This window comes from Stenotrophomonas sp. ZAC14A_NAIMI4_1 (assembly GCF_003086915.1).
Classification (GTDB): domain Bacteria; phylum Pseudomonadota; class Gammaproteobacteria; order Xanthomonadales; family Xanthomonadaceae; genus Stenotrophomonas.
Genome location: NZ_CP026002.1, coordinates 1,487,146 through 1,500,045 on the forward strand (window position 1 = coordinate 1,487,146; position 12,900 = coordinate 1,500,045).

The 12,900-nt window shown below is 68.8% G+C and carries 13 protein-coding genes and 1 riboswitch; of the genes, 6 read left to right on the forward strand and 7 right to left on the reverse strand.

Annotation, left to right across the window (positions count from 1 at the left end):
• The first annotated feature begins 10 nt into the window (after nucleotides 1–10).
• A complete protein-coding gene (gene dinB, locus C1926_RS06915) occupies nucleotides 11–1,105 on the forward strand; it encodes a DNA polymerase IV (protein WP_108758697.1) in 1,095 nt (364 codons plus the stop codon).
• 189 nt (nucleotides 1,106–1,294) lie between these two features.
• On the opposite strand, the gene C1926_RS06920 is transcribed toward dinB, so the two are convergent.
• Nucleotides 1,295–2,197, reverse strand: a complete 903-nt coding sequence (locus tag C1926_RS06920; protein ID WP_108758698.1) for an MBL fold metallo-hydrolase — start codon at nucleotides 2,195–2,197, stop codon at nucleotides 1,295–1,297.
• Nucleotides 2,198–2,290: 93 nt separating this feature from the next.
• Entirely contained in the window at nucleotides 2,291–2,929 is a 639-nt protein-coding gene (locus C1926_RS06925) for an NAD(P)H-binding protein (RefSeq protein WP_108758699.1), read from the reverse strand.
• Nucleotides 2,930–3,037: 108 nt separating this feature from the next.
• Here C1926_RS06925 and C1926_RS06930 point away from each other — a divergent pair, with 108 nt between their 5' ends.
• The 3 genes from C1926_RS06930 (at nucleotide 3,038) to gph (ending at nucleotide 5,473) form a co-directional block, all read left to right on the forward strand.
• Entirely contained in the window at nucleotides 3,038–3,967 is a 930-nt protein-coding gene (locus C1926_RS06930; RefSeq protein WP_108758700.1) for a LysR family transcriptional regulator, read from the forward strand.
• Nucleotides 3,964–4,755, forward strand: coding sequence for a class I SAM-dependent methyltransferase (locus C1926_RS06935; protein WP_108758701.1), 792 nt, complete (start codon nucleotides 3,964–3,966; stop codon nucleotides 4,753–4,755). Before C1926_RS06930 ends, C1926_RS06935 begins: the two co-directional genes overlap by 4 nt.
• Nucleotides 4,756–4,816: 61 nt before the next feature.
• Complete coding sequence (gene gph, locus C1926_RS06940; RefSeq protein ID WP_108758702.1) at nucleotides 4,817–5,473, forward strand: phosphoglycolate phosphatase; 657 nt, start codon at nucleotides 4,817–4,819, stop codon at nucleotides 5,471–5,473.
• Between the two features lie 259 nt (nucleotides 5,474–5,732).
• Here the strand turns inward: gph and btuB are convergent, their stop codons facing one another.
• Nucleotides 5,733–7,580 (reverse strand): TonB-dependent vitamin B12 receptor, encoded by a 1,848-nt coding sequence (gene btuB, locus C1926_RS06945; protein WP_108758703.1) that lies wholly within the window; start codon nucleotides 7,578–7,580, stop codon nucleotides 5,733–5,735.
• A gap of 116 nt (nucleotides 7,581–7,696) precedes the next feature.
• A riboswitch (cobalamin riboswitch) is annotated at nucleotides 7,697–7,920 on the reverse strand.
• Nucleotides 7,921–8,109: 189 nt separating this feature from the next.
• On the opposite strand from btuB, the gene C1926_RS06950 reads away from it, so the two are divergent.
• Nucleotides 8,110–8,688 carry a histidine phosphatase family protein gene (locus tag C1926_RS06950; protein WP_108745902.1) on the forward strand — a complete coding sequence of 193 codons (579 nt, stop codon included), beginning with the start codon at nucleotides 8,110–8,112 and terminating at the stop codon, nucleotides 8,686–8,688.
• Nucleotides 8,689–8,787: 99 nt separating this feature from the next.
• Here C1926_RS06950 and C1926_RS06955 read toward each other — a convergent pair whose 3' ends face one another.
• Both C1926_RS06955 and C1926_RS06960 read right to left on the reverse strand, forming a co-directional pair.
• The gene (locus tag C1926_RS06955) at nucleotides 8,788–9,150 is read right to left on the reverse strand and encodes a TfoX/Sxy family protein (RefSeq protein WP_108758704.1); all 363 of its coding nucleotides are present in this window, start codon (nucleotides 9,148–9,150) and stop codon (nucleotides 8,788–8,790) included.
• A complete protein-coding gene (locus tag C1926_RS06960; RefSeq protein WP_079220508.1) occupies nucleotides 9,147–9,629 on the reverse strand; it encodes a GAF domain-containing protein in 483 nt (160 codons plus the stop codon). The genes C1926_RS06955 and C1926_RS06960 overlap by 4 nt, the downstream gene beginning before the upstream one ends.
• A gap of 82 nt (nucleotides 9,630–9,711) precedes the next feature.
• Between C1926_RS06960 and bioD the strand changes: the two genes are divergently transcribed.
• Nucleotides 9,712–10,389 (forward strand): dethiobiotin synthase, encoded by a 678-nt coding sequence (bioD, locus tag C1926_RS06965; protein ID WP_174214119.1) that lies wholly within the window; start codon nucleotides 9,712–9,714, stop codon nucleotides 10,387–10,389.
• Between the two features lie 122 nt (nucleotides 10,390–10,511).
• On the opposite strand, the gene C1926_RS06970 is transcribed toward bioD, so the two are convergent.
• Together C1926_RS06970 and msrA are read right to left on the reverse strand one after the other, a co-directional pair.
• On the reverse strand, nucleotides 10,512–11,954 hold the full coding sequence (locus tag C1926_RS06970; protein ID WP_108758706.1) for a PLP-dependent aminotransferase family protein: 1,443 nt from the start codon (nucleotides 11,952–11,954) through the stop codon (nucleotides 10,512–10,514).
• 203 nt (nucleotides 11,955–12,157) lie between these two features.
• On the reverse strand, nucleotides 12,158–12,895 hold the full coding sequence (gene msrA, locus C1926_RS06975; protein WP_108758707.1) for a peptide-methionine (S)-S-oxide reductase MsrA: 738 nt from the start codon (nucleotides 12,893–12,895) through the stop codon (nucleotides 12,158–12,160).
• Nucleotides 12,896–12,900: the final 5 nt, after the last annotated feature.

A 12,900-nucleotide genomic window follows, 5' to 3' on the forward strand; every position in this document is an offset into this window, starting at 1 on the left:
TCCGCCAACCATGAACGCACTGCGCAAGATCATCCACGTCGACATGGACGCCTTCTACGCGTCGGTGGAGCAGCGCGACGATCCGTCACTGCGCGGCAAGCCGGTGGTCGTGGCCTGGCGCGGGGCACGCTCGGTGGTGTGCGCGGCCTCCTACGAGGCCCGTGTGTTCGGCGTGCGCTCGGCAATGCCCGCCCTGCGCGCCGAGCGCCTGTGCCCGGATGCGATCTTCGTGCCGCCGGATTTCGCGCGTTACAAAGCCGTGTCACGCCAGGTGCGCGAGATCTTCCTGCGCCATACCGACCTGGTCGAGCCGCTGTCGCTGGACGAGGCCTACCTGGACGTGACCGCGCCGAAGAGCGGCATCGAACTGGCCACCGAGATCGCCCGCACCATCCGCGCGCAGATCCGCGAAGAGACGAACCTGACTGCTTCAGCCGGCATCGCGCCGAACAAGTTCCTGGCCAAGATCGCCTCGGACTGGCGCAAGCCTGACGGCCAGTTCGTCATCCCGCCGCAGCGCGTGGACGCGTTCCTGCTGACGCTGCCGGTGAAAAGCGTGCCGGGCGTGGGCAAGGTGATGGAAGGCAAGCTGGCCGAGCGCGGCATCGTCACCTGCGGTGACCTGCGCAACTGGACGCTGCCGGACCTGGAAGAGAATTTCGGCAGCTTCGGCCGCAGTCTGTACAACCGCGCCCGCGGCATCGACGAACGGCCGGTGGAGCCGGACCAGCAGGTGCAGTCGATCTCCTCCGAGGACACCTTTGCCGAAGACCTGCTGCTGGAAGACCTGGGCGAGGCCATCGTGCAGCTGGCCGAGAAGACCTGGAATGCCACGCGCAAGACCGAACGCATCGGCCACACCGTCGTGCTGAAACTGAAGACCGCCCAGTTCCGCATCCTCACCCGCAGTTTCACCCCGGACCGTCCACCGGAATCGATGCAGGAACTGCGCGACATCGCCTTGGCCCTGCGCGCCCGCGTCGACCTGCCTGCCGACACCCGCTACCGCCTCGTTGGCGTCGGCCTGGGGGGATTCCGCGATAAAGAACCTGTGGTGCAGGGCGAACTGTTCGGGCACGAACCGAACAATCCCACAGACATCTGATCATCAAACAATGGGGTCAGAGCCCGTTGCGCAGCAACCGGATCCGACCCCTGTCATTCCGACAGATCGCGGGAAACTGTCGAAGGCGGGGTGGGTCCGCCAACCCACGGATACCCAGCTGTTGCCGTTGCCGTTGCCGTTGCATTGAGCAGGTGCAGGGCGCAGCCCTGCAAAAAGAAACCACCTACCTCACGGCCACTGCATCTCGCCCTTGGCCACCTTCGCACTGAGCTCCAGCGACGCCACGCCCGCCAGCGCCGGATAGCGCGCCTGCATCGCCTTCACCAGCGCCGCACTGTCCTTCGCCTCGCCCGCCTCCGCATCGAACGCACGGATGTAGCCTGCAGTGAAACGCAGCGCGCTCGCATCCAGCGCCGCACCCGGCGCGTAATGGCCCGGCACCACCACCTTCGGCTTCAGCGCCTGCAGGTGCTGCAGCGTCTGCAGCCAATCAGCATGCGATTGCGGCGTCTGCGTATCGGCCATCCACACGTGCTCACCGGCCACCACCGGAATGCCACCGACGATCGCACGCAGCGACGGCACCCACAGCACCGTGCGCTCGGGTGTCGGCCCGTCCAGCCCGATCAGCGGCAGGCGCTGGCCTTCCAGCTGCAGCGCATCGCCGTCCAGCACCTGCGGCAGCACGATGCGCGCAGGCACGTCGGCACCCATTTTCGGGCCCCAGTAGGCCAACTTGCCGGCCTGGGTCTGCGTGATGTGGGCAACGGTCTGCGCCGTGGCGACGATGCGTGCCTGCGGGAACGCATCCTGCAGCGTGGCCAGGCCGAAGTAGTAGTCCGGATCGCCATGGCTGATGTAGATCGTGGTCAGCCGCTTGCCGCTGGCGCGGATCCTGTCGGCCAGCGCAGCCGCATCGCTGGCCGCGAACTGTGCATCGACCAGGATCGCGTCATTGCGGCCTTCGATCAGCACCGAGGACACGGAGAACATCGCCTGCGGCCCGGGATGGAAAGTCTGCAGGTGCAATTGTGAGTGTTTCGCCGCAGTGGCGGCCGCGGCGGCCGGCAGCGGTGCACCGGTGAAACCCGCGGCCAGCGCGAGGGGAAGCAGCAGGGCAGCAGTACGCATCAACGATTCCTCGTGTAGAGCCGAGCCCATGCTCGGCTGCAGTGGTTGCCTCGAGCCGAGCGCAGGCTCGGCTCTACAGGGGAAACGTATCGATCAATACGCCGCAGTGATGATCTGCTTCGGGTACTTGCCCGCTTCCAGCTCGGCCACGAACGCCGCACCGTAATCGGCGTAGCTGATGCGGCTGTGGCCGCTGGCATCGGCCAGGAAGGTCTTCGCCTGCACGCGGTACTTGCCGCGCTCTTCGCCCGGGCCGATTTCCGCGGCCGGCGAGAAGAAGGTCCAGTCCAGGTCCTCCACCGCCTGCAGGCGCTTCAGCGCTTCGCGCGCGGCAAGTGCGTACGGCTTGTAGGCGGCGGGGAAATCCGGGGTGTCGACCAGCTGCACGCCCGGCGCGATCTCCAGGCTGCCGGCGCCACCGACCACCACCACGCGCGGCATCTTGGCCTGGCGTGCGGCGGCGACCAGCTGGTCGGCCACGCTGGCGATCTGGCCGATGTCATCACCCGGGCGCGGGCCATAGGCGCTGGCCAGCACGTCATGGCCGGCGATCACGGCGGCCAGGGCGGCGGTGTCGTCCAGCGCGGCGATGGCCAGCTGGGCACCGGCCAGCTCGGCCGGCAGGTCTTTTTCACTGCGGACCACGGCCGTCACCTGGTGGCCGTGGGCGAGGGCGTGGCGGGCGATCTGGCGGCCGATGTTGCCGGTGGCACCGACGAGGGCGATCTTCATGGCTGAACTCCTTGGGGCGGAATGGGGTGGGAACAAGGCCACTGTAGGCCGCTGCAGTTGCTCGAAAAACAGCGTATAACGCGCTTGTTTGTTGCATGGATCGAGCAGATGGACCGATTGACCGCCATGACCGTGTTCGTCGAAGTGGCCGAGCGTGGCAGCCTGACCGCTGCCGCCGAGGTGCTGGACATGTCCCGCGCGATGGTCAGCCGCTACCTGGCCGAGGTGGAGGGCTGGCTGGGCGCGCGCCTGCTGCACCGGACCACGCGGCGGATCAGCCTGACCGGCGCCGGTGAAGCCGCGCTGGCGCGCTTCCGGCAGATGCTGGCCATCGGCGAGGAACTGCAGGGCGAACTGGCCAGCGACGATCCCGAGCCGCACGGCACCCTGCGCATCACCGCCAGCGTGTCGTTCGGGCAGAGCCACCTGGCACGCGCAGTGGCGGCCTTCGTGCAGCGCCACCCGGCCGCGCGCATCGAGCTGCTGCTGGTCGACCGCATGGTCAACCTGGTGGAGGAGCGCGTGGACCTGGCCGTGCGCATCGCCCGCCAGATCGATCCCAGCCTGATCGCGCGACGGCTGGCCACCTGCCGTTCGGTGCTGTGCGCCACGCCTGCCTACCTGCAGGCACACGGCACGCCCAGCGCACCGGAGCAGCTGCCCGCGCACAACTGCCTCACCCACCACTACGTTGGCAAGAGCCTGTGGCAGCTGCATCGCGACGGTCGCTCGCTGTCGGTGGCGGTGGGCGGCAACATCAGCGCCAACGAAGCCTCCCTGCTGCTGGAAGCGGTGCGCGCCGGTGCCGGCATCGCCATGCTGCCGACCTACCAGGTGGCACCGCTGCTGCGTTCGGGGGAACTGGTGCAGCTGCTGCCGGCCTATGCGCTGGACGAGCTGGGCATTCATGCCGTGTACGCATCGCGTCGACAGCAGCCCGCTATCATGCGGCGGTTCCTGGATTTCCTGGCCGAGTGTTTCGCCAGCCCGGCATTCCAGGATCTGGATTGGCGCCCACCGGTCAAGGAGGACACATGAACCATGGACAGGGATTGCTCGAGCACAACCGCGCGGCGTGGGACCGCCAGGCACGCGAGGCCAGCGACTGGTCGCGCCCGGTTGATGCCGAAACCATCGCTGCCGCACGCCAGGGACGCTGGCAGGTCCACCTGACGCCCCGCCCGCTGCCGCTGGACTGGCTGGGCGATGTGCGCGGCCGGCGCATCCTCTGCCTGGCATCGGCCGGTGGCCAGCAGGCGCCGGTGCTTGCCGCCGCTGGCGCGGTGGTCACCGTGTTCGATCTGTCCGACGGGCAGCTGGCGCAGGACCGCCGCGTGGCCGAGCGCGATGGGCTGTCACTGCGCACCGTGCAGGGCGACATGCGTGACCTGCATGCCTTCGCCGATGGCAGTTTCGATGTGGTGTTCCACCCCATTTCCAACCTGTACGTGCCGGATGTGCGCCCGGTCTGGGCCGAGTGCCAGCGCGTGCTGGCACGGGATGGCCTGCTGCTGGCCAGCTTCTACAACCCGGTGGTGTTCGTGGGCGCGCGCGATCCGCAGCTGCAGGAACAGGGCCTGATCCGCCCGCGGTACGCCATTCCGTATTCGGACCTGGAAGACCTGCCGGCCGAAGAGCGCGAGGCCAAGCTGGCCCGTGGTGAAGCGCTGACCTTCGGCCACAGCCTCGGCGACCTGATCGGTGGCCAGCTCGATGCCGGCTTCGTGGTCGAGCGCTTCATGGAAGACTGGCAGCCGCGCCCGCGTTTCCTGATCGACCGCTACCTGCCCACGTTCCTGGCCACCCGCGCCCGCCGGATCGGCTGAGGCGGATGCGGAAATGCCGGGGCGTACAATGGACGGCCCACGTCGTACAGGTAACCGTCCCTTGTCGTATCCCTATCCGTTGATTGTGTTTGATCTGGACGGCACGCTGGTGGACAGCGCGGCTGACATTGCCGAAGCACTGAACCGCACGCTGGAAGACATCGGCGTCGCGCGCGTGCCGGAAACCACCGTGCTGGGTTGGATCGGTGATGGCGTGCGGCGGCTGGTCGAGCAGGCGGTGCACGCCGCCGGCCGCGACGTGGACCTGGCCGAGGTGATGCCGACCTTCATGGTGCATTACCGCGAATGCCTGCTGCGCAGCCCGCGCCTGTTCGATGGCGTGCCGGAAGCCTTGGCGCTGCTGCGCGCGCGCGGCGTGCCGCTGGCCATCTGCACCAACAAGCCGGCCGCGCTGGTGCCGCCGTTGCTGCAGCACCTGGGCATTGCGGATGCGTTTTCGCTGGTGCTGGGCGGTGATTCGCTGCCGCAGCGCAAGCCGAGTGGTGAACCGCTGCGGCACATCGCCGCGCACTTCGGCCAGGCGGTGGACGCCTGCCTGATGGTGGGTGATTCGCTCACCGATTACCGTGCCGCCGAAGACGCCGGCATGCCGATCGCGCTGGTGCGCTACGGCTATCCGCGTGGCCTGGATCTGGACACCGCGGATGCCGTGGCGGTCATCGACGATCTGCGTGACCTCCCCGGCCTGCAGCGCTGACGCACTGGGTAGTGCCGGCCGCTGGCCGGCAACCCGTTGCACGCTGCCATAGACCATGAGGTTGCCGACCAGCGGCCGGCACTACCATGGCGGGCGCGCTTACTTCGGCTGGTAACGCACGCTCAACCGGCTGCGCGAACTCCCGGGCCTGCAGCGCTGACGCTGAGGGTAGTGCCGGCCGCTGGCCGGCAACCCGTTACACGCTGCCATAGACCATGACGTTGCCGGCCAGCGGCCGGCACTACCATGGCCGGCGTGGTTACTTCGGCTGGTACCGCACGCTCAGCTGGTACTCGCGGCCCGGCTGGTTGAACCACGCCACGGTCTCGTAGCGGCGGTCGAACACATTGGCTGCGCGGGCCAGCAGCGACCACGACGGCGTCAGCGCGTACTCCGCGCGCAGGTCCAGCGTGCCGTAGCCGCCCACCTTCACCGCGTTGCCGGCGTCGTCGAAGCGCTTGCCCGCACCCTGCACGGTCAGTCCGGCGCGGAAATCGCCGAAGCGGCGGTCCACGTCCAGGCGCGCGGTCTGCTGCGCGCGACGCGGCAGCCAGTTGTCGAACTGCGCGCTGCCAGCGGTGCGGTTGCGCGGGTCGGTGAAGCTCAGCTGGCCGTTGATGTCGAAGCCGGCCAGCACCACGCCTGCGGTCAGTTCGGCACCACGGATACGCGCCTTCTCGATCTGCTGCATCATGAAGGTTGCCGCGTCGTAGGTGATCAGGTCATCGATGCGGGTCTCGTACACGTCCACGCCCCAGTGCCAGCCCTGGCCCTGCTGTGACAGGCCGATGTTGGCGCTCTTCGACGTCTCCGGATCCAGCGTCGGCACGCCGCTCCACGGGTCGTACAGGTCGCTGAAGGTCGGTGCCTTGAACGCGGTGCCGTAGCTGGCATTCACGCGCAGGCCGTGGCCCAGGTCCATCGCCCAGCCAAGGCTGCCGGTGGCATGGTTGCCGAACTGCGCGTTGTCGTCGTTGCGCGCGCTCACCTGCAGCTGGTGGCGGCCGAAACGGCCCTGGTACTGCACGAACACGCCGGTGTTGCGGCGGCTGTCCACGAGATAGCCGGCGCTGCTGCCATCCAGGTTGTCCTCGCTCCAGTCCACGCCGGTACTCAGCAGCTGGCCCTCGGCCAGGCCGATATCGGCCTGCAGCGAGGCGTTGTCGCGGTGCGTCTGCGCGCTGCCGGACACGCCGAAGTCGCCGTAGTTGTCCGACTCGTTGTCGCTGCGGCCGACGCTGGCGGTGAAGGCCAGGCGCTCGGACGGTGTGTAGCGCACCTTGCCGGACATCACCTGCTGCAGCGTTTCCGAGTAGTTGTAGTAGCCGTCGTAGTGGTTCTCGCCTTCGGCACGCAGGGCGCTGCCTTCCACGCTCCACTGCTCGTTGAAGGTGTAGCCACCGCGCAGGCTCTTGGACAGGTTGCGGTAGCCATCGTGGTCGGGCTCATCGGCGAAGCAGCCGATGAACAGCGTGGCCGAGCCGCGGCAGGCGTTGATGCCGTCGGTGTGCTGGTAGGCGATATCGGCGCCGAACCAGCCGTGCTCGCCGCTGCCACCGATGCCACCGCTGGCTTCGCGCAGGCCATTGCTGCCGCCGCCCAGCTGGAAGTGCGGCGCAAACCCGCCCTGGTTGCGGCGGGTGAAGATCTGGATGACGCCACCAATGGCATCGGCGCCGTACAGGCTGGACTGCGGCCCGCGCACGATTTCCACGCGCTCGATCTGCGCCAGCGGCAGGTCCTGGTACATCGCCAGGCCAAGGTCGGCGCTGTTGATGCGCACGCCATCGACCAGTACCACGGTGTGCGAGGAATTGGTGCCGCGCAGGAACAGCGAGCTCTGCTTGCCGAGGCCACCGCTGTTGGTCAGGTTGATGCCGGCGCGGCCGGCCAGCAGTTCCTGCAGCGAGGTGGCCTGGCTGGATTCGATCTGTGCGCGGTCGATCACCTGCGCCGGTGCGATGCTGTCCTGCAGGGCGATGGGGGTGCGCGTGGCGGTCACCAGCACCTGGTCCAGCGCAGCGGTGTCATCGCTCGCCTGGGCATGGGCCAGGGCGGGCAGGGCGGCCAGCACGGCCAGGGACAGCATTTGGAACTGCAGCTTCATCGGGAGGACTCCGGGTGCCACGCACGCCCGCGTGGCGAAGGGGAGGAGCCACGAAGGCAGGCACGCGCCGAAGCCGCAGCAGATGCCGCGATCATCCAGCGCCATGCCCACCGCATCGCGACCTGAGGCTTCCGGGCCGGTCTCCGGGCTTGCCGCCAGGTGGCGCGAGGCCACCGTCCAGGCGCCTTCCCATGCCGGTGGCACAGTGGCGGTATTGCCTGGAACAGACGTGCTTACCGTTGCGGGGGCAGCGCCGGCCTGGCGTGTTGCCACGCGTCACCGGCTTCCCGTTTCAACCTGCCGGCCGCGGCCGCAGGTCACCTGGAAGTGGGCGCAGTCTACGGCATCGCCGGCGGCCCGTAGAGTCGAGCTTGCTCGACTGCCGTTGCCGCTTCTGCTCGACTGCCTTCGTCGCTTCCGCTCGACTGCCTCGGCTGTGCCCGTAGAATATCCCTTCGATACCCGTGGTGCCGTTGCCGATGTCCCGCTGTTTTCCGCTGTTCCCGCGTTGCCTGCACAGGACGCACGCATGATCCTCGACCTGGTCCGCCATGCCGGCAACGGCCGCGACGAGTTCCTCGATGGCCGCAGCGATCCGCCGCAGCTGGCCCGCCTGCCGCAGGAACTGGTCGACGCCTATGCCGGGCACGACTGGCAGCGGGTGATCAGCTCGCCGCGCCTGCGCTCGCTGCATACGGCGATGGCCCTGGCCACCCCGCGCGGGCTTGACGTGGACGCGGACGAGGAATGGGAAGAACTGGATTTCGGCGATTGGGACGGACAATCGCTGTTTGACCTGCCGGAGGACGCGCTGGCGGCCTTCCACGCCGATCCGCATGCCTACCCGCCGCCCAATGGCGAAAGCTGGGGCCACTTCGAACGGCGCATTGCGCGCGCACTGGATCGCCTGCTGGACGATGAGGATCCGCTGCCCACCGTGGTGGTCAGCCATGGCGGCCCGCTGCGCATGGTGCTGTCACAGGTCTGCGGGTTGCCGCTGTCACTGTGCTGGGCGCTGCGCATCGACCACGGCACGCGCCTGCGGGTGTGGCTGGAACGCGGTGAAGTGGGCCTGGTGGGCGAGCTGCTGGAACTGCAGCAGCCGTAACCGCGACCGCCGGGCATGGCCCGGCGCTACCGATCCCGCACGACCGCCACACCGTGGTAGTGCCGGCCGCTGGCCGGCATTCCCAGCAATGCGGACGCTCTAATCCTCGTCCGCGCTCTCGGCAAAGCGCTCTTCGCCGTCATCCTCGTTGTCGAAGCGCTGCTCACGCACCGGGCCCGATGCCGGGCCGGCCGCCTTCAACGGGTGCGCGGCGATGCGTGCCTCGTAGTCCTGCACCAGCGCTTCGCGCTGTGCTTCGCCCAGTTCCTGCCAGTGGCAGTCCAGCAGCGCGCCTTCCAGCGAATAAAGCAGGTTCAAGCTGGGCTTGAAGCCGGCGCGCTTGACCTTGACGAAGGCCCCGACGGCGCCGAGCGCAGCCAGGTCCTCGCGGCTGCGCAGGCCGACCTGGCGCAGCCACGCCGCACTCTTCGGGCCGATGTTGCGCAGCTTGGGTGCGCTCATCCCAAGGCCTCGACGAACACGCGGGCGATGGCTTCCAGTCCGGCCTGGTCCTCGGCATCGAAGCGGCCCACCTTCGGGCTGTCGATGTCGAACACGCCGATCAGCTCATCACCGCGCAGCAGCGGCACCACCAGTTCCGAGCGCGAGGCCGAATCACAGGCGATGTGGCCCGGGAAGGCATCGACGTCTTCCACGCGCTGGGTGACGCGCTGGCTGGCAGCGGCACCGCACACGCCCTTGTCCAGCGGGATGCGCACGCACGCCGGCAGGCCCTGGAACGGGCCGACCACCAGCTCCTTGCCGTCGTACAGGTAGAAACCCACCCAGTTCAGGTCGGGAAGGGAGTGGTAGACCAGTGCGGAGAGGTTGGCCGCGTTGGCGATGCGGTCGGACTCGCCGTAGACCAGGCCTCGGGCCTGTTCCAGCAGCTGGGCGTATTGTTCCGGCTTGCTGCCGGTGAGCGAGGCGTTGGCGAACATGCCTGCAGTCTAGCAAGCGTACGGGACCAGCGATAATGCACGCTCTGTTGCATGCCTGGAGCCATCGATGCCCCTGCCCACCCTGATGCCGCCGGCGGTGTTCGTCACCGGCACCGATACCGAGATCGGCAAGACCGCCAGCAGCACCGCGCTGCTGCATGCACTGCGCCGGCGCGGACTGCGCGCGGTGGGCATGAAGCCGGTCGCCAGCGGCAGCCGGGACCTGGGCCACGGCCTGCGCAACGAGGACGCGCTGGCGCTGCAGGCGGCCAGCTGGCCGGTGCCGGACTACGCCGATCTGAACCCCTATGCGCTGCGGCAGCCGCTGGCACCTGAACTGGCTGCGGCCGAGGACGGCGTGGAGGTGCAGCTGGCGCCGATCGTGGCCGCCTTCGAGCGCCTGCGTGCGCAGGCCGATGTGGTGGTGGTGGAAGGCGTGGGCGGCTGGCTGGCGCCGGTGTCGGCCACGCTGGACCAGCTCGACCTGGTGCGCGCGCTGCGCCTGCCGGTGCTGCTGGTGGTGGGCATGCGCCTGGGCTGCGTGAACCATGCACGGCTGACCGCGCAGTCGCTGCAGGCCAGCGGCGTGGAGTGCCTGGGCTGGATCGGCAACCACATCGATCCCACCATGCAGCGCCAGGACGAGAACATCGCCACGTTGCAGCAGCGCCTGCCGATGCCGTGCTGGGGCCGCCTGCCGTACCTGCCGGGCGCGGATGGCCAAACCCTGGGCGCACACCTGGGAGCGGAGCAGCGGTAGAGTCGACTGTCAGTCGACTATCGCGCGCAGCGCGGGGTCTGATCAGGAGCAGTCGACCAACGGTCGACTCTACCCGGCAACCCGATACGAACGGCACCGCGATTGCCGGCCAGCGGCCGGCACTACCGCGCTGCCAGCTTCCGCGCGATCGCGCCCAGCCGCTCCACCGCGCTGATGAAGCGCGCGTCCAGCGCCTGGCAGCACGACAGCCGCAGGCAATGCCGGTAGCGCGCGCCACGCGAATACACCTGGCCGGGCATGAACACGATGTCCTCGGCCAGCGCACGCTCGAACAGTTCACGCGTGTCCACGCCAGGCAGCTCCAGCCACAGCAGGAAGCCCCCCTGCGGCTCGGTGGCGCGGGTGCCTGTGGGGAAGTGCTCGGCCACCAGCTGCCGCAGGCGACCCACCTGTTCGCGGTACAGCCGGCGCATGCGGTGCAGGTGGTGCTCGTAGCTGCCTGCTTCCAGATAGGCGGCCACGGCATCACCCAGCAGCTGCGGTTCACCGCCGGTGGACTGGAACTTCAGCAGGGCGATGCGCTCGGCGAAGCGACCGCCATCGAGCCAGCCGATGCGGTAATCCGGTGCCAGCGTCTTGGAGAAGCCCCCCACCACCATCACCCAGCCATCGCGATCGAATGCCTTCAGCAGCGGCGCAGGCGGTTCGCAGAACTGCAGCTCGGCATACACCGCATCCTCGATCAGCGGCAGCTGGTGCGCGTTGACCAGTTCGGCCAGGCGCTGCTTGGCCGCCGTCGGCATGGTGCAGCCCAGCGGGTTGTGCACCGTGGGCATCACCACCAGCGCGGCCAGCGGCGTGTGCTCCAGCAGCGCTTCCAGCGCATCCACGTCCAACCCGTGCTGCGGGTGGGTGGGCAGCTCGATGGCCTGCAGGCCGAGGTTGGCCAGCAACGGGTACAGGTTGAAGTAGGAGGGGGCTTCGATGCCCACCGCCGCGCCCGGCTCGGTCACGGCACGCAGGGCCAGCTGCAGCGCTTCCATCGCGCCATGGGTCAGCAGCAGGCGGTCGGCGTGGGTGTGCAAGCCCAGCCGCGGGCCACGCCGCACGATCTGCGCCAGCAGGCGCGGCGAGCCGTTCGGGCGCGCATAGGTTTCCACCGTCTGCTGGCCGTGGCGCAGCACCTGCGCGGTGTGCCGGGCCAGCTGCGCGCCAGGGTAGAACTGGCGCCCGCGCGGCCCGGCGAATGCCAGGTCGATCACCCCTGGGCGGCGCTGCGCCTCGAGCACGCGGGCCATCAGTGCCTGCTGCAGCGGTGCGGTGGGCGCCGAGGGCGCATCGCGCAGTGATCGCTGCGGCACCGACAGGCGTGGCGCCACCTCGAAACCGGCCTTCGGCCGTGGCACCACCAGCCCTGCATCTTCCAGCTGCCGATAGGCGGCGATGACGGTGTTCAGGCTCAGCTGGCGCTGCGCCGCCATCTGCCGCAGCGAGGGCAGGCGGCTGCCCACCGGCAGGCGGCCGCCGTGGATCGCTTCGGCCAGTTCATCGGACAGGCGCTGGTAGCGCGGTGGGGCCGGGGTGGCGCGTGGATCTGTATCCATTGGACTGGCCTGCATCTGGAGCTGTACCCATGATGCCGCCGAGCCTAGCATGGTGCCGTCGGTGGGGCCTGATCGGGGCCTGGCCGATCCATTTCAAACGCACGGCCGCAGGGCCGTGCGTCTTTTTTTGTAGAGCCGAGCCCATGCTCGGCTGCTTTCCCGGCGCGGCAGCCGAGCATGGGCTCGGCTCTACAAAAGCGCGGTCAGCGCATCGGCACCAGCGAGGCCTGGCGCCGGTACAGCGCGGGGAACTGCCTGCCCAGCGCGGCCAGCTTCGGTGCGTCGTAATAGCGGATGTAGGCCGCCTGCGGGTAGTTGGCCATGTAGTTCTGGTGGTAGCTCTCGGCCGGGTAGAAGCGCTGGCCGCTGGCCACCTGGGTGACGATCGGGCCGCGGTAGCTGCCAGGCTGGCCCAGCTGGCTGATGTAGGCGCGGCTGGCGGCCAGTTGCCGCGCATCATCGCTGAAGATCGCCGAGCGGTACTGGCTGCCGTGGTCGGGGCCCTGGTAGTTCAGCTGGGTGGGGTCGTGCGCCACCGAGAAGAACACCTGCAGCAGCTGGCCATAGCTGACCTGGCGCGGATCGTAGTCGACCTTCACCGCTTCGGCGTGGCCGGTGCGGCCGCTGCTGACCCGCTCATAGCGTGCATCGGCGGCGCTGCCGCCCGCATAGCCCGCCACGGCATTGCTCACGCCTTTGACGTGCTGGAACACACCCTGCACGCCCCAGAAGCAGCCACCGGCAAACACCACGCTGGCGTGGGTGGCGTCATCGCTGAAGGCGGCGTCGCCGGCCGGTGCCGGCAGCGCCTGCACCGGCGCGCTGGCCGTGGCCGGCGCGGCCATCGCACCGTGATCCACCAGCAGCACGCCAGCCACCAGCGCCGTGGCGACCAGCCCGGCAATACCCGCCGCAATGCCCTGTTCAAAGGAGAATTTCATCGTGC